Source organism: Rothia sp. P5764 (assembly GCF_048512965.1).
GTDB lineage: Bacteria > Actinomycetota > Actinomycetes > Actinomycetales > Micrococcaceae > Rothia.
The window spans coordinates 227148-247786 of record NZ_JBLXXQ010000003.1 but is presented as its reverse complement, the minus strand read 5'-3'; the positions used below and the strand labels follow the sequence as shown (position 1 = coordinate 247786).

The window sequence follows — 20639 nt, the reverse complement described above, 5'->3', positions numbered from 1 at the left end:
GCTACAGCACCGCCTTAACATGCTCAAAAGTGAAGTCCTCGGCTGTGCCGCACACCGCAACAGCATCAATACGCAGGGAACGGTAATCACCGGTATGCTCCGAACACCAGGCATAAGCAAGCTGACGGAGCCGGTTGCCTTTCTCACGGGTAATAGCTTCTAGCGGGTGGCCGTATCCGCTCCCTGACCGCGTTTTAACCTCAATAAAAACCAGATCCATGTCGGGATCAACCATGACCAAATCGATCTCCCCCACCGGTGAGCTCCCTAGGTTGCCAGACGGTGGCCGCCAATTCCGTTCCACCAGGCTATAGCCATTAAGTTCCAATACAAGCAGCGCAAGGTCTTCACCCCAGCGCCCTACCCTAGTGTGGTTGGCAATACTGGACTGGGTTCTCAAGCTCATAGCCAGGCCTTTCTCATGTGAGGGTCAGGTACCCTCAGCATGGCCTAGCAGACCCCCACTACCTCGCCCCAAGTAACGCTGTGCATGACTCAAACCGCCCTAGATGCACAAATACAGAGGTAAGCCAGCTACCAAAAGGTGAAAGAATGACGGCCTATTTCCTCGCAGACCTCTCGGGTGCTCACACCCGAGAGTCAATCACCCCACCAGCAGTAGGTAGCGCGGGTAGGGCAAAGCCCCGGTGGGAACTCACTCACCGGGGCCATGAGAACAAGACAGGCACTACCCTAAATCGGGGTCCAAATCAGTCAAATGAGGTACAACCAGTTCCTCCGCAGCCGCCCGCTCCTCAACGTTGATATCACGCACAGAGTAGACCCTCACATTCTTCACAAACCGGGAAGAACGGAAGACATCCCAGACCCACACGTCCTGAAGCTCCACCTCAAAATAGATAGCTCCGTCTGCGGTTCGCGGTCTTACCTGCACCTGGTTAGCCAGGTAAAAACGACGGTCGGTTTCCACTATGTAGGTAAAGAGCTCAGCGACATTCTTGTACTCTTCGTAGAGGGCAAGCTGGGCACCTGATTCGTAGCTCTCTAAATCTTCGTTACTGCTCATCGATCCTCCTTCTCTCGTTCAAGCAATGCGGCTTTCACCTGATCTGCTGTTGCTGGGAGCGACCAGCTCAGGCGGTGGACCGGTGTAGGGCCGGCCTCCTTAATCCTGGCCCGGTGAGTGGTAGAACCATAGCCCTTATTCTTGGCCCATCCAAAGCCCGGATAAGTACGGTCAAGCTCTACCATGAGCCCGTCGCGTTGGACCTTGGCTACCACTGAGGCGGCAGCAATGGAGGCACACCGCAGGTCTCCCTTAACTTCCATCTGGACCGGCCCGAACCAACCGTTCTGGGTACCCGGAACAGCTTTCCAAGCTTCTGCAACAAGGTCAGTGTAGAGTGCCTGGACTGGGTCAAGCTCAGCAAAAAGGTCATTCTGCGGGTCTGCCAACCAGTTATATTTGCCATCCAACAAGATAGCATCGGGGTAAGCCCCAGCGGCAGCTACCTGGGCAAGCGCTCGCTGACCTGCTAAGCGCAAGGCTGTGGTAATGCCCAGGGCGTCAATCTCCGCCGGTGATGCATGACCGACAGCGGTTACAGCCCACTGCTGAATCTCGGGGAGCATAGCCAAGCGTTTTTTCTCGCTCAGCGCCTTGGAATCAACCAGTCCCTCAACCTTCAGCTGGGCACCGGCCTTAATGACAGCTACCCCCACCGTCACCGGCCCAGCCAGCGGTCCACGGCCTACCTCATCCATACCGGCTAGCAGGGTAAAGCCCCGCGCAAACAGCGAGGACTCTACCGAAAGGTCAGCAACTGGCCTTGTTTTACCTACCAACTGGCTACTCGCTATCGGGGACCTGCGAAAAGACGTCATCGGCACCATTGATGAAAGTAAAGTTGGACAGCGGCCAAGCTACCACGAATACCTCACCAACCACCTCAGCATCGTTGATGAACTCTGTACCGGTCTCAATGTGGTAGCGGGAATCAGCCGAATTGGAACGGTTATCGCCCATGACGAAGTAGGAGCGTTCGGGGACAATGACGTCAAAGGCGACCTCGGTCGGTTTGACACCGGGCTTGAGGTAGGTTTCGTCAATCTTGACACCGTTGACAAAAATACGCCCGTCTGGGGTACCCACAACGTGATCCCCACCGACACCGATAACGCGTTTCACAAGGTAGTTGGATGAGCTGTCTGGCATCACGCCCACAAAGGCTAGGGCATCGCGCACAGGGTTTGAGTTAGAAGAGGCAGGCATCCACCCCTGGGCGTCTTTGAAGACCACGATATCGCCGCGCTCAGCCTCACCGAACAGTTCACCGGCCACATTCACAAAGACTCGGTCGTTAATCTGGAGAGTGTCCTCCATAGAGCTGGAGGGGATGAAGAACCCTCGTACCACAAAGGTTTTGAGCAAGAAAGCGATGAGGACCGCGTACAGAATAATCAGGGCGTACTCTTTGAGAGCGCTGTTTTCGCGGCGGCGTTTACCGCCTTTAGGTTTCTTCACCTTTGCGGTCTCGCGGTCGCTAGTCTCATCAATGTTTGCTGAGTTCTGCTGCTCCATGAGCATGCACCCTTCTGCTGAAAACGTCTTTACTGGTTTAGTTTAGTTGCTGATTCTGCAAGGACGGTGGAGGCCTTGGCCCAGCCCGGTTTGGGTAGGGGCCCTTGGTCACCTTAGTCAGGTGTGGTGCTACTTGGCCCTATTTTGTTCAAAGGCCAGACGGTATAGACGGGGGACCCAATCACCTTGTCCACCCTAACCATGCCACCTCCAGGTGCCCCCAAAAGCGCCCGTGAGTCAGCTGAGTTAGATCTGTTATCTCCCATAAGCCAGATTCTGCCCTCTGGAACCTGCACGCTAAAGGACACATCACTAGCACTCTCCCCCTGGGGCAGGTAGGGTTCCTCAAGCCGCTGGCCGTTCACCAAAAGGTAGCCCTCTGAATCGCAACATTCAACGGTGTCACCGCCCACCCCAATCACCCGCTTGATGTAAACCGTATCTGAACCCACCAATCCTAGCCACTGCCCAGCCGTTCCCAGCGGATCCCGAACCCAGGGACTACCGGATTGGTAGGGGGAAAAAGAACCGGTGCCGTCAAAAACGACTACGCTACCGCGCTCGATATGGCCGGACTGCTTGGAAACAATCAGCCGGTCCCCGGGCTCATAGGTCGGTTCCATGGAGGCAGAAGGAATGTAGTACACGTCATAAAAGAAAGACCGAATAACCAGGAGCACCGCCAAGGCAAGGAGCGAGGCAGTAGCAACAAGGCGCCAGCCCCGTAAAAAGGGTTGGCGCCTTGCCTCACTGGATTCGGCGGTGAGGCCGCTATCCATTGATAAAGGTGAAACCTAGTCGGTTTAGGCTTCGCGCTTCTCGCGGATACGAGCAGCCTTACCGTGGCGGTCACGCATGTAGTAGAGCTTGGCGCGACGGACGTCACCGCGGCTAACAACCTCAATCTTTTCGATGACGGGAGAGTGTACGGGGAAGGTACGCTCTACGCCAACACCGAAGGAAACCTTACGAACGGTGAAGGTTTCGCGGATGCCGCCACCCTGGCGACCAACAACGAAGCCCTTGAAGACCTGGACACGGCTGCGGTTACCTTCAACGATGTTGACGTGTACGTTGAGGGTGTCGCCGGGGCCGAACTCGGGGATGTCGGTGCGAAGTGACTTGTTGTCAATGAAGTCAAGAGTCTGCATTGAATTTCTCCGTGAATATCTCTGCCGCAGGTCAAACATATTCCTGATAAATCGTAGGCAGTGTCTGAGGACGCCGGGGCGCCAGACCGATGCTGTCTGCGAGTAGATTGTTTCACCCTCACCCGCTCTGGGGGCTTGGGTGGCTCATACTGTTAGCGGTCGCTCTTCCCCCTGCGGCAGGGGCGTGCCCAGTATGAACACAAAAAATAATTATCTCACAGGAAATTAGCTCTGGCCAAGTATGCTGGCGGGAAAGATTGCTGACCTTGTGTGAGTTTAATTGCTTGGCTCTGGGGCTCCTTATGCAAGGGCCGCTTGCTCGGCGGCTTTCTTGGCGGCATGCAGTTCTTGCAGGAGCTTACGGTCCTTCTTGTCCCAGCCCTCTTGGGGGTAGGCCTTTATCATGTCGTAGCGTCGCTCAAAGGTGCGGATAATCTGCTCATCGCGCCGCCAGCGGGCGATGGCCCCGTGGTTGCCAGATAGCAGAATAGCGGGAACCTGCTGGTCCCGCCAGGTAGCCGGTTTGGTGTAGACCGGGTATTCAAGCAAGCCGCCTGTGTGGGATTCTTCGTCCAGGGACTCGGGGTTGCCCATAGCACCGGGTATCAGGCGGGTAATAGCCTCAATCATGACCATGACCGCGACCTCTCCCCCATAGAGAACATAGTCACCAATGGATACCGGCATGACTCTAAAGCTTTGCTGGGCCCAGTTGAGTACCCGCTCGTCGATGCCCTCGTAGCGGGCGGGCGCAAAGACAATGTGTTGCTCTTCTTCGGCCAGCTGGTAGGCCAGTTGCTGGGTGAGGACCTGCCCGGCCGGGGAAGGAACGATCAGTAGCGGCTGGGAGTCGCCAGCAAGCGGGGAGTTAGCTAGGGCTTGGTCCAGGGCCAGGCCCCAGGGTTCGGGTTTCATGACCATGCCTGCTCCCCCGCCGTAGGGGGTGTCGTCCACGGTCTTGTGCCGGTCGGTGGCGTAGTCGCGCAGGTTGGTGAGGTTTAGCTCAACTTTGCCGGTCTCTTGGGCTTTGCCCAGCAGGGAAAGTTCCAGGGGCGCAAGGTACTCGGGGAAGATAGTAATGACATCAAAGCGCATGGGTTATGCGTCCTGCTCGTTTTCGCTCTCTTCGGTCTTGCTGTTGAGTTCCAGTAAGCCGGCGGGCGGGTCGATAATGACGTACCCCTCTTCAATATCAATAGCTGGAATAAGCTCTTCGACGAAGGGAATCATGACCTCGGAGCCGTCCGCGGTGTTTTTAAGGAGCATGATGTCCTGGGTGGGCATGGTCTGCAGGCCCACGACTAGGGCGATGGGTTCTTGGGGTAGGTAGCCGTCCTCGCTGATGTCAGAGGCCAGGTAGACCGGCAGATCCAGGAGTTGGTGCTCGTAGTAGCCTTCGCTATCGTCTTCTGCCGCTTCGGTGGTGGAGTCGAAGCTGAGGCGGGTGTCGCGTAGGAGTTCGGCCTGGTTGCGGTTTGTGATTTCTTGGAAGGCTACGACCAGGATTTTTTTGTTCCAGCGGGAGTTTTTGACAGTCAGGCTGCCTGCCGGTGCCAGGGCACCGGCAGGAGTTGCAGGGTTATGGTTTTCGATCTCGAGGACGGAGCCGGGGGCGAAGCGTTCTTGGGGGGAATCGGTGAAGAGCTGGACGGTGACTTCGCCGCGAATGCCGTGGGGTTTGCCGATTCGGGCTACCTGGACCTGCATGGGTGGCTCCTTGAGGGGTTGGGGATGAGGGGTGTTCTTGTTCTTACACTCTACCGGTAGCGCAATGGTGCGGGCACAAAACGCACCGGGGCAGGCAAAAGCCCCGCGCCGGTTTCCCGGAGCGGGGCTTCTTCAAGTATTCAGTTAGCGTCGTCGATCGGTCTCGATGACATCTACCCTAAGGCGGTCACCATCATTAATGGCGTTGACCACGGTGCGGATGCTCCTGGCGGTTCGGCCAGAACGGCCAATCACGCGACCCAGATCATCGGGGTGGACGCTGACTTCCAGAGTTTCACCGCGCCGACCGGTCTTAGCCCGAACCTTCACGTCCTCTGGGTTATCGACGATACCCCGAACCAGGTGTTCGAGAGCGTCAGCCAACATGATTACTCTGCTGCTTCCTCAGAAGCGGCTTCTTCAGTAGCCTCTTCAGCGGGAGCTTCCTCAGCCTTGTCCTCACCCTTGGGGGTGATAGCCTCGGGCAGGATGACCGAGCCCTTCTCGGGAACAACGAACTCAGGCTTAGCGTCAACAGGCTTGACCTGGTTTTCAGCCTTTTCGCCCTTGGCAGCAGCCAGGTCGCCGGTTAGCTTCAGCAGAGCAGCTACCTGCTCGGTGGGCTGGGCGCCAACTGACAGCCAGTACTGGGCACGCTCTGAGTTGATTTCGATGCGTGAGGGGTTCTCGGTCGGGTGGTAAATACCGATTTCCTCGATAGCCTTACCGTCACGCTTGGTGCGTGAGTCAGCTACTACAACACGGTAGCGGGGATCGCGGATTTTACCGAAACGCTTGAGACGAATTTTAACAGCCACTGTAGTGGTTTCTCCTGTTTTCTATCAGTGTTCGAAGAACTGGTCCTGGCTCGTGGGGCGGGCCTGACCAAGCTCCTCTGCGGACACAACCTCCCCCGGATGAGAGGGGCCGGGGAAAATCGAGTACCCGTCAAGTATGCCAGCTTGTTCCCGCTTAAGCTAGGCTTTAGCCACCTAAAAGCGGTGTGTTGTGTCTAATGAGTATGAGGCTGTGCCCGCCGACTGGCTCGGCTCTGGCGGTCAGGGGAGGTCGGCAGGCTCAGCCGCGAGAGTGCAGGGAGCAGGTTTACTTTTTGACTGCCTGCCTCCAGCTGACCGAGCTACCGCCGCGCATGATATTGGAGTGATAGATTCGGGCACCCAGGCGGGTCAACAGGGCTGCCGCCAGCAGGGTAAGGCCCAATGCGGCCAGTGGCTCCCACAGGGCCACTTCTTCCGTCAGTAGACGGCGGGGCATAGCGATGGAAGACAGCACCGGCACAAAGGATACTATTTTCAGGATGGTACCCGAAGCATAAACTCCGCCAAAGAGGGCGGCTAACAAAACCATAGTGACGGGGCTAGCCAGGTTGGCTATATCTTCGGTACGGGCCGCCATAGCCCCCACAGCCGCCCAGATAGTTGCAATAGCAGTGAAGCCGGCAATATAGAAGACAGCAAACCAGCCTGCCGAAGGTAGGATCCAGCCAAACTCAGCGGCAGCTCCGGTAACCTGTAAACCGATCAGGGCAACGATTGCGTAAGCAGCAACCTGCAGGATAGCCAGGATCAAATTGCCCACTACCTTGCCTGCTAGCACCTGCCTTAGGGGGACGGCGGTAGCGATGATTTCTACGATGCGATTCTGTTTTTCTTCCACAACGCTATTAGCGATGGCAACACCGAAAAGCGCCGTACTCATATAAAAGAGCATGGCAAAGACAAGAGCCACCAGGAAGGCTAGGGCGGTGTTATCGTTACCGGAGATAGAGCTACTCGTCACCTTAGTTCCAGCACTGAGGGCCTCTAGGTCTATGCCCTGGGCTGCTGCGTTTTGGGCGGTGACGGTGGAGGTAATGGCCTCGCTCATATCGTTGAACAGGCTCTTATCGGGCTCGCTGTCAAAAACCAGCTCCCAGCCACTATCGGTGGGTGCTAGATAGGCATCAGCATCGCCGTCTTTGACCAGGGCGCGGGCGGCATCGGCATCGGCTACTTGGGTAGCGGTGAAGCTGGTGTCTTGGTCACTGGTGGCATCAGCTACGGTGACGAAGGAGCTGGCTCGGCTGTCAGTGGTGGCTAGGGTGTATTCTTTGCCGCCGGAGTTGAGGAAGTAGGGAATAAGGATACTCGCTAGCACGATTAATACTGTGAAAATAGTACTACCGACAAAGCTCTTGTTTTTGAGCTTGACCATGACCTCCCGTGTGGCCACAATCTGCCAGGCGTTTTTGGGCTGATTAATCGTAGTGCTCATTGCTGGGTTACCTTCCGGTAGATATCGCCAAGAGTGGGTAGCTGACGGGAGAATTCGTGCATGTCGTGTTCGATGCCCTGGCGGAGGAGGGCGGTGCGAGTGGCATGCAGGTCGGCGCCGGGTTCGATTTCTAGGATGGCTTGGGTTCCGGCAACGTCCAGGACCTTGAGGCCGGGGAATTCACGCAACCAGGCGGCATCTTGGCCGCCCTTGTAGATGAACCGAGGTACACCGGCCTGACGGAGGTCTTTGGCTTTGCCTGCGGCAGGGATACTGCCCTGGTGCAGGATAACCACGGAGTCGCAGAGGCGTTCGACCAAATCAAGCTGGTGGGAGGAGAAGAGAACGGGGACACCCTGTCGCATGAGCGAGCGGAGCATAGCGACCATGGTATCGACGGCTTGAGGATCTAGGCCAGAGAAGGGCTCGTCCAGGATCAGGGCGCTGGGGTTATGCAGGATCGAGGCTACAATCTGGACTCGTTGCTGGTTGCCCAGGGAAAGGGCTTCGAGCTTGTCGTTGAGTCGCTCCCCCAGCCCCAGTTCGCTTAGGTGCTCAGCGGCAAGGCTTTTGGCGCTGCTTGCGCTCATTCCGCGGAGCTGGCCCAGGTAGGTAAGCTGGGCCAGGATGGGCTGTTTGGGGTAGAGGCCGCGTTCTTCGGGCATGTAGCCAAAGCTGGCACGGTCGGCGGCGGTAATCTCTCGACCCCGGTAGCGGATTGAACCTGCGGTGGGTTCGAGCAGGCCCATGATCATACGCATAGTGGTGGTTTTACCTGCACCGTTAGCGCCAAGGAATCCAGTCATGCTCCCGGGTTCTACGGTAAAGCTCACCTGATCAACAACGGTCTTGGTGCCGTAGGTCTTGGTCAGACCTTGCACCTCAATTCTGTTAGCTTGCATCACGGTCTTTCTCCTGGGGAGGTAGGGCTAGCTGCTGTGCTTGCCCCAGTATGTGGTTTTGTTTCTATCTATCACTCTAGGTTTGGGTCAGCATAAAGAACTCCCCCGGGAGGGGGAACCTCTCGGGGGAGTTGTGTGGGGTGGATCAGCTGACCAGCCCTACGCGGTGGGCAAAGATAACCGCCCCGACTCTGTCCCTGCTGTGGGTCTTAGCCAAGATGTTAGAGACATGGGTTTTGACAGTAGCGGCTCCTAGGAACAGGCTTGAGGCTATCTCGGCGTTGGTCATGCCCCCTGCCAGCAGTTCGAGGGTCTCTTTCTCGCGCGGGGTCAGAGAGCTCAGAGCAAAGGCGTCCTCAGGGCTCAGCTCAGGCCCGCTCCCCTGCTTGTTTTCCTTCCCCCGGGAGGTGGATTGCACGAACCGGGCGATGAGTGGCAGGGTCATCTCGGGTGAGAGCAGGGCCAGGCCGCTGGCTACCTTACGGATAGCATCGACCAGGTCATCGGCATCGGATGTTTTGAGCAGGAAGCCACTGGCTCCGGCTTCGAGAGCCGCAAAGAGGTAGTCCTCCCGATCAAAGGTGGTCAGGATCAGGACGGCGGTTTCGGGGTAATCTTGGCGGATACGCGCGGTGGCTTCGATACCGTCCATGACCGGCATCTGAACGTCCATCAGAATGACATCAGGCCGAGTCTGCCCGGTTAGGGCTATCGCGTCCTGTCCGTTACCCGCTTGGCCAACGACCTCCATATCCTCTTCCATAGAGAGAATCAGCGAGAAGCCGCTCCGAACCAGTTCTTGGTCATCGGCCAGAAGAACTCGAATGCTCATGGTTACTTTTCTTCCTGGTAGTCTTCAAAACGGACGGGGAACCGAACGAGTACCCTCCAGCCCTCGGCTCCTGTGCGAGGGCCAATCTGGGCGCTACCGCCGAGAGCGGCGGCTCTTTCCCTGATGCCCTGAAGTCCGTACCCAGCCCTTGGCCTAGCCTGGCTGTTTTCTGTCAAAGTACCGTCATCGGTGACTTCAAGCTCCGCCCAGGTCTTCTCCCCTTGACCGCCGGTACGCAGAGCCAGGATCACCGACCGAGCCGATGAATGTTTACGAACGTTTGTTAGGGCCTCCTGGGCCATACGGTAGATGGAGAGCTGGGTGCCCTGGTGGAGGCCCTCTATTTTTTCCAGGCTCTGGGTATCTACCTGTATCACAGTTTCAATGCCACTTTCTTGCATACTGTGGGCCAGGGCCGGAATATCAGCTACTTGGGGTTCCTTGGCAGTACTACCGGGATCAGCCTCTGACTCTCTCAAAATCCGAATGAGGTTCTTCATCTCTGCCACCGATGAACGGGCCAGCTTTTCAATATTCCGTAGTGGTACTGTAGCTAGCTCAGGTTTTTTCCTGAGGGCTCGGTCTGCCGCAGCAGCCTGAACTCCTATGGACGAGACATGATGGCCCACCGAGTCGTGAAGCTCCCGGGCTATGCGCAACCTGTCCTTATGAACTGCATCCTGGGCTATCTGAACGGCCTGAGCCTCAAGCTGGTCGGCCTGCTGGGTCAGAATATGACGCTGATAGGCCTCCTTCCAGGCAGTACGCCCCAGGGCACCAGCCAGGCCGAAGTAAGAGATATTGACTAAGGTCATTACTATATAAGAGGCTGTAGGGCGACTAAAGAGCCCCCCGCTGTAGTTCTCAATCCCAAAGAGGTTAAAAGCAGAACCCAAGGTCAGCCAGATAGCGATAATCCACAGAAAAACTGAAAGGCAGACTAGGGCGTAAGCAATCCACAGCATAGCCCGGTTTTTAGCCCAAGCCACTGCTGTGTAAAGCACAGTAAAGTAGCATAACTGAGAGCTGAGTGTAGAGACTGCAAGCTGGGAAAAGCTACTCATACCGAAAAATATGGCGGTAGCTACCAGCAGGGTTGCTATGGGGTAACGCCGCCGGGTCATCAGCGGCAGGGTCAAGGCGGCAACAACATAATAGCTCTTGACCGTTTGCTCTGGGTCACTGCTGTAGAGCCCACTGCTGTGTAAGCCGGCATTGTAGAGCAGGCTGATAGCTAAAATAAGGACCCAGGCCCAGATATCGCGCCGCAGGCTAGCCCTTGGCGGGGTGGGTCGCTCCCAGTCAGGATCGATACGGTTCCAGGTGCTCATGGTAGGCAGGGAAAGTCTTTTCACCCGCCCACCCTATCAAGCCTGCTAGCCCTTCAAACTCCCCCATCCGGGGGATATGTGACCCAGTTCTAGGTGCCCTTAGAAGAAGTGAACTAGACACCAGGCCACAAACCCCGGTCTGGTTTTATTCGGACCTAGGCCCAAGATACTTCTGGCCAGCCCTCCTAGCTTTTGCCCCCAGGCCTGTAAAGGCTCTGCGGCTCAAAGTTTTCAGACTCTTGAAGTCAAGCGGATGAGGATTCTTCTGCTCAGCTTCTTCTTTCTGAGCTTGTAGCTCATCAAGAATTGAGGTAGGCGGCGCATGCCCCTGCTCCGCAGCAGGGGGGTGGACCTGGTGAAGCCAGCTATAAGCACGAGCAAGGACCAGCTCTGCGGCTCCGCTTGCCCCCAGCGCCGCTGCGCTAACAGCGGCAGCGCGGGCAGGCTGGCCCTTGAGAAGACGGCGGGTAGCCCACACAGCCAGCAGGCCGGAAGCACCCAATTGAGCAAAGCCATCTGCTGCCGCTAGCCAGGGCCGCTGAATCAGCTCACGGGACACAGCGCTGAGCCTATCAGTACCGTTGGGGTAGGCAGTGACGCTCTCCTTGAGCCGGTCCAGGCCGCTCATCTGCGGGCTAAACTCCCGATAGCCTACAAAGTCGGCAAGGAGCACGGAGCCATCGATAACTTTAAGGAGTTCATCAGGCAGTTCCAGCGCGTGCAGGGCAGATTCTAAACCTTCGGCGCTGGCACCGTCCATGACATAGTTGGTCAGCCGTCTGCTCGCCTGCTCATCCAGGCCGTAGAGCCAGATGAGCTGGTCCAGGTTATCGCCGGTCACGATGTCCTGGTGCGGGTTGGGTAGGCGCCCCGGCAGGGACCAGAGCATGTCTCCAAGGGGGCTTTCAAAGGGCAAGCTCACGGCACCGCGTTTGGCTATGCCCGACCAGCTAAAGGTCAGGACTGCCCCCAGGTGAGCATTATCAGGTGCCCCCAGGGCGCGGTTGACCCAGTCGGTCACGGACCCTTCAGCAGGCCCCTGGGCACTCTGAGAGGGTAAAACAAAGCTGAGGTTGTGGGCAAAGAATGTTTTTTCGGCAACGATAGTCGGTACGTTCATGGTCTGTATCAGACGGCTTAGGGTCAGGCTGTCTGCCTGGAGCAGCGACCAGCCCTTATCAGCAGGGGCCGCTTGAACCTCACCGGCTATAATCTCGGGGCGCATATAGCCGGGCAGGCCACTCATGGGCAGCTCTACCAAAGCGGCACACCGGCCAGCAGGGTCAAGGTCGAGCCGATCAAGCCCCTCAGAAAAATTGGCGGTGTGTAGGAAATCGCTACCATCGAGCACCCACTGAACACGCCCAGCGGGGAAGCTGGCGGCTAGTTGATCCACAAAGGTCTTCAGGGCAACCCCCGCGAACAGTTCACCCTCTTCGTTGGTCTGTACAGTGCCCAGCGCTCCCCCAGCTTGGCTCTGCTCGCACAGAATGTAGAGCTGAGCGCGGCCACCCTGCATCTCATAGACGGTGGCTTCGGAGCGTGCGGCTAGGAAAGCTGGAAGGTCAAGGGCAAAATCCCAGTGGGAGTCAGCCTCAAAAGGGGCAGATTCACTCTCTGTGAGAACAACCCGGCCCTCTTGGGCTGAATCCGTTTCGGGAGCTTGGCTAGTCTCTTCGGTTTCTGCCTCAGCCTGCACCTGCGAGGAGCTATTGCTCTGAGTGCCCTCGTCCACAATGCGCTGAATCAGCTCATCAAATTTCTGGGGGTCTGCCACCAGCTCGTCCACCATCCGCAGGTCTTCAACGCTCATAGGCTCAGTATGCCCCCCTGCGGCCTGCACGTTCACAGTGGCCTGATACTGGATCAAGTCGATGATATTCGCTAGCTGTTCACGCACCTGGCGCTTGATTTCTTCTTCCGAAACAGCCCGACTCTCCTTGCTACCCGGTTCGGTGCTATCGGCCTGGTCCGGGGTAAGGGCAAGGGCTGCCGGCCAGTCCTTGGGATCATCAACAACCGATAATCTCATACGAACCCACACGGTGCCAGCTTCCACCTGTTCGCCATTAGCAGGGGGCAAGGGATTGTGCTCGGGTTCGTCCAGGGGGAATGTCATAAAGCCTTTTCCTTGAAAGATGAGCGCCCCTTATCAGAGGGGTCAGGGCGGTAGGTGGTTCTAGCGGGCGGTGCTTGAAAACTCGTAGACAACACCGGTGTCTAAAGCCCGGTAGGCTTGGCGAAGGCGGTGGGCGTGGCGGGCACCAAAATAGCGGTCCAGGTCCTCCGGCGCAACCCACTCATAGCCCACCAGTTCTTCTTCTTGCAGGGTGATTTCGGCACCCTCAGGCACTACCCCTGCATCGTAAATGTAGTAGGTTGAGTCGCCCCAGATACCCATCGCTAAGCCGTGAAAGATCACCAGAAGGCGGCCAGGTTCTAAGTCCAAGCCCACTTCTTCAGCGACCTCGCGGAAGCAGCCCTCCTGAGGTGCTTCACCAGCTTCAACCGTTCCACCGGGCACAGTCCAGCCGTCCTTGTAGTTGGGCTTAACTGCCAGCATGCGTCCCTGAGTATCACGAATCAGAGCACCGGCGGCCAGACGTCGGGTAGGCAATGTAGCGATAAAGGCTTTGAGCTCATCTTCAGGCAGGTAAGAATCAAGCATGTCAGTCTTCCCTCGGTTCATAAATACAGTGCTGTGCCCAGCGTGCAGGCCTACACCCAAATAGGTGTCACTACCCAATGTACATCTGTCACAGGGCACTCAACAGCAGGGTGTCCCCTTGCACTCTCTCAGCAGAATAGGAGCACTAGAAGATAAGAAGCGGGCGGGCCAGTCACTAGGACCGCCCCGCCCGCTCACCAATCCCGGGCTGTCACCTAATCACGCCCTACTTAAGGAATTTCTCGAAGCCCTTAGGCAGGTTCATCTCGGACATATCAAAGTCCTGCTTCTGCTGGCCAAAGGCTGAGCCTGCCGCGCTCTGCTTCTGAGCGGCGGCCTGTTCCTGGGCGGCACGCTTGGCGGGATTACCGGAACGAGCCTTAGACTTCTTGCCCTTACCCTTACCCTTGCGGGCAGCGCCACCAGCGGCGGCCATACCCGGCATCTGCATGCCACCGGGCATACCGGCCATATTGCCACTGGCCAGCTTCTTCATCATCTTCTGAGCCTGGGCGAAACGCTCCATGAGCAGGTTCACCTCGGTCACGCTCACACCGGCACCCTTCGCGATACGGGCACGGCGCGAACCGTTAATAATCTTGGGAGCGACACGCTCGTGCGGGGTCATTGACCTGACGATTGCCTCAACCCGGTCAATTTCCTTCTCGTCAAAGTTCTCCAGCTGCTGGCGAATCTGAGCCGCACCGGGCATCATCATCAGCAGTTTCTTCATGGAGCCCATCTTGCGAATCTGCTGCATCTGAGCGAGGAAGTCCTCAAAGGTGAAGTCTTCCTGGTCCACGAACTTCTTGGCCATGCGGTCAGCTTCGGCCTTGTCCCAGGTCTGCTCAGCCTGCTCAATCAGGGTGAGCACATCGCCCATGTCCAAGATACGGCTGGCCATACGGTCGGGGTGGAACTGCTCAAAGTCGCTGACGTTCTCACCGGTTGAAGCGAACATAATCGGCTTGCCGGTCACCGAAGCAACGGAGAGGGCAGCACCACCGCGGGCATCGCCATCGAGTTTGGAGAGGACAACGCCGGTAAAGTCCACGCCCTCGTTGAAGGCGTTGGCGGTGTTCACGGCATCCTGACCAATCATGGCGTCAATGACGAAGAGAACTTCGTGGGGCTCGATGGCATCGCGGATATTGCGGGCCTGTGCCATCAGCTCGGCATCAAGGCCCAAACGACCTGCGGTATCGACAATGACAACGTCGTGGAGCTTGGCGCGGGCCTCAGCCACACCGTCACGGGCCACCTGAACGGGGTCGCCGGTGGGAGCGTCAAATTCACTGGTGACACCGGGGTGCGGTGCGTAGACGGGAACGCCAGCGCGTTCACCAACTACCTTGAGCTGGTTGACGGCGTTGGGGCGCTGAAGGTCAGAAGCAACCAGCATGGGGGTGTGCCCCTGCTTCTTGAGCCAGTGCGAGAGCTTACCGGCCAGGGTGGTCTTGCCGGCACCCTGCAAACCAGCCAGCATGATGATAGTCGGGCCGGTCTTGGCCATGTTAATGCGGCGGGTCTGCCCGCCCAGGATATTGACCAGCTCTTCGTTAACGATCTTGACGATCTGCTGGCTGGGGTTGAGAGCTTCAGAGACCTCCGCGCCCAGGGCGCGTTCTTTGACGTGGGCGGTGAACTCACGCACTACGGGGACGGCGACATCGGCATCCAGCAGGGCACGGCGGATTTCGCGTACTGTGGCGTCGATGTCCGCTTCGGTGAGCTTGCCTTTACCGCGTAGGTTTTTGAAGGTTGCTGTCAGACGATCTGAGAGTGAATTGAACACGAGCCTTAGAACCGCTTTCGTATGCCGGTAGAAATCTTCTGGGATTCGCTACCCTACCCCTTGGTGTGGGCGCGGGTGTGCGCGAACCTATCAACTATCTAGGATAACGCATATTGAGCAACCGTGCCCGACGGTGGTCGGGGGGGTATACCTAGGGTAAAGACTGGGCGACCTATTAAAACCCGGCCCCCCAGAGCCGTCCTGGGCATCAGGCTTGATGCCCAGGACCCCTCACAAAGGGCGGTTATGCCCCGAGTGGAGCCATAACCTAAAACCTAGAGCTCAATTTCTAGCAGAATCGGAGTGTGATCCTGGCGGGGGCCTGAATCAACCGTCTCAGACTTGGTGACCTTATCAGCCACGCGGTCACTGACCAGCCAGTAGTCAATACGCCAACCGGTGTTGTTAATCTTGGATGTTTTAGAGCGCTGAGCCCACCAGGTGTAGGCACCGGTCACGTCGCCGTGCAGGTGGCGGAAGGTATCGGTAAACCCACGTGAAAGTAGGTGGGTGAAGCCCTCGCGTTCCTCATCGGTAAAGCCGGGTGAGCGGCGGTTGGACTTAGGGTTAGCCAGGTCAATTTCGGTGTGGGCAACATTGAAGTCACCGGTCGCTAGGACCGGCTTGCTGGCGTCCAGGGTTGCCAGATAGTCAGCATAAAGACGATCCCAGACCTGACGGTCCTCCAGGCGACGCAAACCCTCGGAGGCGTTGGGGGTGTAGACCTGGGTGATGTAGCAGTCCTCGAATTCGAGGGTGATCATACGCCCCTCAAAATCCATGGTGGTCGGCGCGTCAAGGCGGGGGTAGGTGACAACCGGTTCCAGTTCGGGGCGGTAGAGGAACATGGTCCCGGCGTAGCCCTTGCGGGCAGGCTCATCGGAGGACACCCAGGCCACCTTGTAGCCCGGGAAGTAGCCATCAAGCACCTCCAAATGTTTTTTGGTGGGGCCCTTGACCGAGAGCTTGGTTTCTTGAATAGCCAGCACGTCCGGAGCCAGCTCTGAAAGAGTGGCAAAAACATGGCGGGACAGCTGGGCACGGGGTGATGCGCTGGTAAGAGCCGCATTAAGGGAATCAACATTCCAGGAAACTAGTTTCATATCTACCAGTCTAACGGCCACCCTGCTAGGGTCCCCACCAGCCACCATAGGCTATCGGCTCACTGTGTTGCTTTTCCGTCAGCTAAATGATTCTGCCCAGAAGTTTCCCTTTGAGGCCGGTGTAGGGCGGGTAAATCAAGCGCAGGGTATCCGGGGTGAGAGGCTTTATGAACACAGTTTTTTCGTGGCTAAAAATTTCCACGCTTTTTTCGCCATGATAGGCCCCCATGCCGGACTCACCTACCCCGCCGAACTGCCAGTTGTGCGGTGAGAGGTGAACCAGACCTGCGCCAAAGACCAGGCCACCGCTGGAGGTCTCTGCTACCAGCCGCTGTTGGTTCTGGGGCTGAACAAAGCCGTAGAGGGCCAGGGGTTTGTCGCGCTCATTGATAAAGTCGATGGCTTCGTCCAGGCTAGCCACGGTCACAATAGGCAGCAGCGGCCCAAAGATTTCCTGGGTCATCACCGGGGCTTTGAGCGAGGCTGGTTTGAGCAAGGTCGGTTCAATGTATTTCTCTGCGGCATCGGTGCGACCGCCCTGCAGAATCTCACCGTCATCCAGGTATCCACTGACCCGCTGAAAATGGCGGTCGTTGACCATGCGGCCGTAGTCCGGTGACTGCTGGGGGTTTTGGCCGAACATTTCGGTAATAGCTGCCTGCAGCTCCGGGACTAGGTCTTTTTCAACCCCGTCAATAGCCAGCAGGTAGTCAGGAGCTACACAGGTTTGACCGGCGTTGATGAACTTGGCCCAGACGATACGCCGGGCGGCAGTTGCCAGGTCGATACCTGGCTCTACAAGGGTTGGGGATTTACCACCCAGTTCCAAGGTGATGGGGGTCAGATGCTCGGCTGCGGCTCGTGCCACCACACGCCCCACCTGACCGTTGCCGGTATAAAAAATGTGATCATAGCGCTGGGCCAGAACTTGGGTGGTTTCTTCTACCCCACCCTCAATGACCCTTACCGCCTGAGAGTCCAGGTAGTTAGGAACCAACCGCGCAATCAGAGAAGAAACGGTAGGGGTGAGTTCACTGGGTTTGAGCACCACGGTATTCCCCGCGGCCAAGGCACCCACCAGGGGCACTAGCAGGAGCTGAACCGGGTAGTTCCAGGGAGCAATAATCAGTACCGTACCAAGAGGTTCACGCACGGTAGCTGCCTTGCCGGGGGCCAAGGTCAGGGGCAGCGGCAGGCGGCGGGGCGCTGTCCATCGCGCCAGGTTCTTGAGGCTGTGATCAATAGCATCCAGCGTGATACCAATTTCGGTCATCTGAGCCTCAGTAGCCGACTTGTGCAGGTCAGCGTATAGAGCATCTAGAAGCTCCCGGGTGTTCTCTGCTACCAGAGCGCGGAGGGCCTCAAGCTGTTCCTGCCGCCAAATGCGCGGCTTGGTGGCTCCGCTTGCAAAGTACTCGCGCAAGCTCCTTACTGTCGGTTCAATCATGCTGATATCTGCTGCCATGTTTCTCTCTTTCATCGGGCCGGCTATTGTCGGTTATCTCTGCTATCTCGCCTTGGCGCTCCACACTCTAGCAGGTAGGCAGGTAGTCCTCTCGCAGCTGGCTTTGGTGTTGTCTCTCTCCCCCCCTCCCACACACAAGACATAAACGGGCAGAGAAAACCCGCGTACCCTCCCCCACAGCTGCTTGTAAGGAAAATACGCGGGTTCAAAGCTCATACTGCTTAGTCGAGCAGGGCGTCCACGAAAGCACCGGGCTCAAAAGGAGCCAGGTCATCCGGGCCTTCGCCCAGGCCAATCAGCTTGACCGGCACGCCCAGTTCTTCCTGGATAGCCACCACAATGCCGCCCTTAGCGGAACCGTCCAGCTTGGTCAGCACGATACCGGTAATCTGCACAACCTCGGAGAAGACTTTGGCCTGAATCATGCCGTTCTGGCCGGTTGTAGCATCAATAACCAGGAGCACCTCGGTCACGGGGGCCTCTTTCTGGACCACACGCTTAATCTTGCCCAGCTGATCCATCAGGCCGGCCTTATTCTGCAGGCGGCCAGCCGTGTCAATCATGACCGTATCTACACCACGAGCTTTGCCCTGACGGATAGCCTCAAAAGCAACGGAGGCAGGGTCAGCACCGTCTTTTTCTGAGCGCACGGTATCAACACCTACCCTGTCGCCCCAGGTTTGAAGCTGGTCGGCAGCGGCGGCACGGAAGGTGTCGGCAGCGCCCAGAAGCAGGTTCTTGTCCTCAGCAACCACCACACGAGCCAGCTTGCCAACGGTCGTAGTCTTACCCACACCGTTCACGCCCACCACAAGCACCAGGCCGGGGTTACCGTCAACACCCTCAAGGTTGAGGGAACGATCGGTGTCCTCCCCCACGATTTTCAGGAGCTCTTCACGGAGCATCTGCTTAACATGGGCGGGGTTCTCGGTACCCTCAACACGCACACGCTCTTGGAGGGCCTCCACCAGGCGGGTAGAAGGCTCAGAACCCAGATCAGCCAAGAGAAGGGTTTCTTCAACTTCGTCCCAGACCTCCTGGTCAATCTTGTCGCGGGACAGCAGAGCCAGCAGACCCTTACCCAGTAGGTTATTGGACTTGGACAGGCGGGCGCGCAAACGCACCAGACGGCCCTGAGCAGAAGCAGGCTTCTCAATCGAGGTGACCGGTTCACCGGAGTCGGTGACCGGGGTATCGTCGGCGTCGCGGGTCGTCCCATAGCCACCTTTAGGTGCCTTAGGACCGCGCAAGAGGACGGCTAGAACACCGCCCAGGATGAGAAGACCCAGCAGAATATAGACAATCAGAGTTAAAGAATCATTCACACCTCTAGCTTGCCACATTCTGCACCGCTATACAGCCCCCGCACCCACCGGTAGAATGCAGTTCTGCATATTATAGCGCTCAGAGGTGTGAGCTATAATACCTTGAGAAAATCTAAGACTGGCGAAAGCAAGATGAGCAAACATATCCCCACCCCCTCCATGGACACCGGAGCCATCCCGGTCATTCCAGAATCAATCCGTCGAAGTGTTCACATCCAAGGCTCCCCTCACCCAGCACAAGAAAACACCAAAGTACCCACCCAAATCAAAGTACTCATCGCTGCCTCCTTTCTCATCGCGCTAGGATACGGACTTGTAGCACCCGTCCTCCCCGGCTTCGCACGCTCCTTCGATGTGGGAGCTATGGCGGCAACCTTCGTAGTCTCAGCTTTCGCCCTCTCCCGCCTTCTCTTCGCCCCGGTCTCCGGCAAACTCATTACAGCATTCGGGGAACGACGCATCTACTCCACCGGCCTGATCATTGTAGGGCTAGGATCCATCGGTGCAGGGCTATCTATCAACTACCCCATGCTCATCGCTTCTCGTATCATCGGGGGCACAGGCTCGGTTATGTTCACCGTAGCCGCCATGGGAATCCTGGTGCGCAACTCACCACCCTCCATCCGGGGTAAAGTCTCCGGCTACTACGCCACCTCCTTCCTGCTAGGCAACATCCTAGGCCCAGTCCTAGGAGCTGCAGCCTCCGCCCTGGGCATGCGAGTCCCTTTCTTCGTCTACGCCGGCATGCTCCTGTGCGCCTCACTCATCGTCATGACCCAGCTTAAAGACCAAGCACCACAAACCCACCTCAACACCCAGGGCATACCCGTAGCAAAGCCCGAACTCACCCTCAAAGAAGCCCTCAAGTTCAGCAACTACCGCTCAGCCCTGTTCACCAACCTCACCGTAGGCTGGAGCATCTTTGGACTCCAATCAACAGTTGTACCGCTGGCGGCAGTAGCCCTACTGGCCAGCCTCCACGGCTCAGAGGCAGGCTATGACCCTGCCACCGCAGGTGCCCGCCTGGCCGGTTTCACCCTGGCCACCTACGCAACCGGCAACGCGCTCATGCAAATCTACTCAGGCAAGCTCGGTGATAGAATCGGTCGCCGCCCCATGATCTTCTCAGGCCTCCTCTTGGCCGGCATCGTCACAATCCTCTTTGGAACCATTACCGCACCGTCGGCCTTCGTTGCCTCCGCAATCCTGCTCGGTATCGCTGCAGCGCTTCTGAGTCCCTCCCTCCAAGCGGCAATCTCCGATATCGTAGGCAACAAACGCTCAGGTGGCCAACCCCTGGCCTACTTCCAGATGGTCTCTGACATCGGCCTGATTGTAGGTCCGCTCTTCGCTGGCTTCATCATCGATGCCTGGGGCTTCTTCCCCGCCTTTGCTGTTGCCGGTGCACTCCTGCTGATCGCCGCCATTGGCTGGATACCGGGAATCAAACCCAAGTTCCCCGCAGATCTTGCCGACAAAGGCTACACAGGCCGCTAAGACTGCAGACACGAGCGCCGGGCTGAGATTTTCAGCCCGGCGCTCGC

21 protein-coding genes are annotated in these 20639 nt (G+C 57.6%); 1 reads left to right on the top strand and 20 read right to left on the bottom strand.

From position 1 onward, the window contains the following. Position 1 precedes the first annotated feature (1 nt). The 20 genes from ACN08Y_RS06520 to ftsY form a co-directional block, all read right to left on the bottom strand. Positions 2-406, bottom strand: coding sequence for a YraN family protein (locus ACN08Y_RS06520; RefSeq protein ID WP_419099521.1), 405 nt, complete (start codon positions 404-406; stop codon positions 2-4). Between the two features lie 282 nt (positions 407-688). Further along, complete coding sequence (locus tag ACN08Y_RS06515) at positions 689-1027, bottom strand: DUF2469 family protein (protein ID WP_419099520.1); 339 nt, start codon at positions 1025-1027, stop codon at positions 689-691. After that, positions 1024-1806 carry a ribonuclease HII gene (locus ACN08Y_RS06510; protein WP_419112174.1) on the bottom strand — a complete coding sequence of 261 codons (783 nt, stop codon included), beginning with the start codon at positions 1804-1806 and terminating at the stop codon, positions 1024-1026. Before ACN08Y_RS06510 ends, ACN08Y_RS06515 begins: the two co-directional genes overlap by 4 nt. 4 nt (positions 1807-1810) lie before the next feature. Then, entirely contained in the window at positions 1811-2542 is a 732-nt protein-coding gene (lepB, locus tag ACN08Y_RS06505) for a signal peptidase I (RefSeq protein WP_419104700.1), read from the bottom strand. Between the two features lie 113 nt (positions 2543-2655). Continuing rightward, the gene (lepB, locus tag ACN08Y_RS06500) at positions 2656-3321 is read right to left on the bottom strand and encodes a signal peptidase I (protein WP_419104699.1); all 666 of its coding nucleotides are present in this window, start codon (positions 3319-3321) and stop codon (positions 2656-2658) included. A 24-nt stretch (positions 3322-3345) separates the two neighbouring features. Next, on the bottom strand, positions 3346-3693 hold the full coding sequence (rplS, locus tag ACN08Y_RS06495) for a 50S ribosomal protein L19 (protein WP_419099516.1): 348 nt from the start codon (positions 3691-3693) through the stop codon (positions 3346-3348). A gap of 300 nt (positions 3694-3993) precedes the next feature. After that, positions 3994-4788, bottom strand: a complete 795-nt coding sequence (trmD, locus tag ACN08Y_RS06490) for a tRNA (guanosine(37)-N1)-methyltransferase TrmD (protein WP_419112173.1) — start codon at positions 4786-4788, stop codon at positions 3994-3996. Positions 4789-4791: 3 nt separating this feature from the next. Further along, positions 4792-5400 (bottom strand): ribosome maturation factor RimM, encoded by a 609-nt coding sequence (gene rimM, locus ACN08Y_RS06485; RefSeq protein WP_419099514.1) that lies wholly within the window; start codon positions 5398-5400, stop codon positions 4792-4794. Positions 5401-5544: 144 nt separating this feature from the next. Beyond that, positions 5545-5787 carry an RNA-binding protein gene (locus tag ACN08Y_RS06480; RefSeq protein WP_419099511.1) on the bottom strand — a complete coding sequence of 81 codons (243 nt, stop codon included), beginning with the start codon at positions 5785-5787 and terminating at the stop codon, positions 5545-5547. A gap of 2 nt (positions 5788-5789) precedes the next feature. After that, positions 5790-6218, bottom strand: coding sequence for a 30S ribosomal protein S16 (gene rpsP, locus ACN08Y_RS06475; protein WP_419104697.1), 429 nt, complete (start codon positions 6216-6218; stop codon positions 5790-5792). 286 nt (positions 6219-6504) lie between these two features. After that, the gene (locus tag ACN08Y_RS06470; RefSeq protein WP_419112172.1) at positions 6505-7674 is read right to left on the bottom strand and encodes an ABC transporter permease; all 1170 of its coding nucleotides are present in this window, start codon (positions 7672-7674) and stop codon (positions 6505-6507) included. Then, positions 7671-8576 (bottom strand): ABC transporter ATP-binding protein, encoded by a 906-nt coding sequence (locus tag ACN08Y_RS06465; RefSeq protein ID WP_419110690.1) that lies wholly within the window; start codon positions 8574-8576, stop codon positions 7671-7673. The genes ACN08Y_RS06470 and ACN08Y_RS06465 overlap by 4 nt, the downstream gene beginning before the upstream one ends. A gap of 145 nt (positions 8577-8721) precedes the next feature. Continuing rightward, the gene (locus ACN08Y_RS06460; RefSeq protein WP_419104695.1) at positions 8722-9408 is read right to left on the bottom strand and encodes a response regulator; all 687 of its coding nucleotides are present in this window, start codon (positions 9406-9408) and stop codon (positions 8722-8724) included. Between the two features lie 2 nt (positions 9409-9410). Beyond that, entirely contained in the window at positions 9411-10763 is a 1353-nt protein-coding gene (locus ACN08Y_RS06455; RefSeq protein WP_419112171.1) for a sensor histidine kinase, read from the bottom strand. Between the two features lie 121 nt (positions 10764-10884). Next, positions 10885-12858 (bottom strand): hypothetical protein, encoded by a 1974-nt coding sequence (locus tag ACN08Y_RS06450; RefSeq protein WP_419112170.1) that lies wholly within the window; start codon positions 12856-12858, stop codon positions 10885-10887. Positions 12859-12918: 60 nt separating this feature from the next. Further along, complete coding sequence (locus ACN08Y_RS06445) at positions 12919-13407, bottom strand: NUDIX domain-containing protein (protein WP_419112169.1); 489 nt, start codon at positions 13405-13407, stop codon at positions 12919-12921. Positions 13408-13633: 226 nt separating this feature from the next. After that, on the bottom strand, positions 13634-15202 hold the full coding sequence (gene ffh, locus ACN08Y_RS06440) for a signal recognition particle protein (RefSeq protein WP_419099504.1): 1569 nt from the start codon (positions 15200-15202) through the stop codon (positions 13634-13636). A gap of 275 nt (positions 15203-15477) precedes the next feature. Next, complete coding sequence (locus tag ACN08Y_RS06435) at positions 15478-16305, bottom strand: exodeoxyribonuclease III (protein ID WP_419112168.1); 828 nt, start codon at positions 16303-16305, stop codon at positions 15478-15480. Between the two features lie 82 nt (positions 16306-16387). Further along, positions 16388-17770 carry an aldehyde dehydrogenase family protein gene (locus ACN08Y_RS06430; protein ID WP_419112167.1) on the bottom strand — a complete coding sequence of 461 codons (1383 nt, stop codon included), beginning with the start codon at positions 17768-17770 and terminating at the stop codon, positions 16388-16390. 221 nt (positions 17771-17991) lie between these two features. After that, on the bottom strand, positions 17992-19113 hold the full coding sequence (gene ftsY, locus ACN08Y_RS06425; protein WP_419112166.1) for a signal recognition particle-docking protein FtsY: 1122 nt from the start codon (positions 19111-19113) through the stop codon (positions 17992-17994). A gap of 114 nt (positions 19114-19227) precedes the next feature. Here ftsY and ACN08Y_RS06420 point away from each other — a divergent pair, with 114 nt between their 5' ends. Then, positions 19228-20592: an MFS transporter gene (locus tag ACN08Y_RS06420; RefSeq protein WP_419112165.1), complete on the top strand. Its 1365-nt coding sequence runs from the start codon at positions 19228-19230 to the stop codon at positions 20590-20592. Positions 20593-20639: the final 47 nt, after the last annotated feature.

What these genes read in the sequence shown, in the direction of transcription:
- ACN08Y_RS06520 (WP_419099521.1), bottom strand. Translation starts at nt 406, where the DNA reads ATGAGCTTGAGAACCCAGTCCAGTATTGCCAACCACACTAGGGTAGGG.
- ACN08Y_RS06515 (WP_419099520.1), bottom strand. Translation starts at nt 1,027, where the DNA reads ATGAGCAGTAACGAAGATTTAGAGAGCTACGAATCAGGTGCCCAGCTT.
- lepB (WP_419104700.1), bottom strand. Translation starts at nt 2,542, where the DNA reads ATGGAGCAGCAGAACTCAGCAAACATTGATGAGACTAGCGACCGCGAG.
- lepB (WP_419104699.1), bottom strand. Translation starts at nt 3,321, where the DNA reads ATGGATAGCGGCCTCACCGCCGAATCCAGTGAGGCAAGGCGCCAACCC.
- rplS (WP_419099516.1), bottom strand. Translation starts at nt 3,693, where the DNA reads ATGCAGACTCTTGACTTCATTGACAACAAGTCACTTCGCACCGACATC.
- trmD (WP_419112173.1), bottom strand. Translation starts at nt 4,788, where the DNA reads ATGCGCTTTGATGTCATTACTATCTTCCCCGAGTACCTTGCGCCCCTG.
- rimM (WP_419099514.1), bottom strand. Translation starts at nt 5,400, where the DNA reads ATGCAGGTCCAGGTAGCCCGAATCGGCAAACCCCACGGCATTCGCGGC.
- ACN08Y_RS06480 (WP_419099511.1), bottom strand. Translation starts at nt 5,787, where the DNA reads ATGTTGGCTGACGCTCTCGAACACCTGGTTCGGGGTATCGTCGATAAC.
- ACN08Y_RS06470 (WP_419112172.1), bottom strand. Translation starts at nt 7,674, where the DNA reads ATGAGCACTACGATTAATCAGCCCAAAAACGCCTGGCAGATTGTGGCC.
- ACN08Y_RS06465 (WP_419110690.1), bottom strand. Translation starts at nt 8,576, where the DNA reads ATGCAAGCTAACAGAATTGAGGTGCAAGGTCTGACCAAGACCTACGGC.
- ACN08Y_RS06460 (WP_419104695.1), bottom strand. Translation starts at nt 9,408, where the DNA reads ATGAGCATTCGAGTTCTTCTGGCCGATGACCAAGAACTGGTTCGGAGC.
- ACN08Y_RS06450 (WP_419112170.1), bottom strand. Translation starts at nt 12,858, where the DNA reads ATGACATTCCCCCTGGACGAACCCGAGCACAATCCCTTGCCCCCTGCT.
- ACN08Y_RS06445 (WP_419112169.1), bottom strand. Translation starts at nt 13,407, where the DNA reads ATGCTTGATTCTTACCTGCCTGAAGATGAGCTCAAAGCCTTTATCGCT.
- ACN08Y_RS06435 (WP_419112168.1), bottom strand. Translation starts at nt 16,305, where the DNA reads ATGAAACTAGTTTCCTGGAATGTTGATTCCCTTAATGCGGCTCTTACC.
- ACN08Y_RS06430 (WP_419112167.1), bottom strand. Translation starts at nt 17,770, where the DNA reads ATGGCAGCAGATATCAGCATGATTGAACCGACAGTAAGGAGCTTGCGC.
- ftsY (WP_419112166.1), bottom strand. Translation starts at nt 19,113, where the DNA reads ATGTGGCAAGCTAGAGGTGTGAATGATTCTTTAACTCTGATTGTCTAT.
- ACN08Y_RS06420 (WP_419112165.1), top strand. Translation starts at nt 19,228, where the DNA reads ATGAGCAAACATATCCCCACCCCCTCCATGGACACCGGAGCCATCCCG.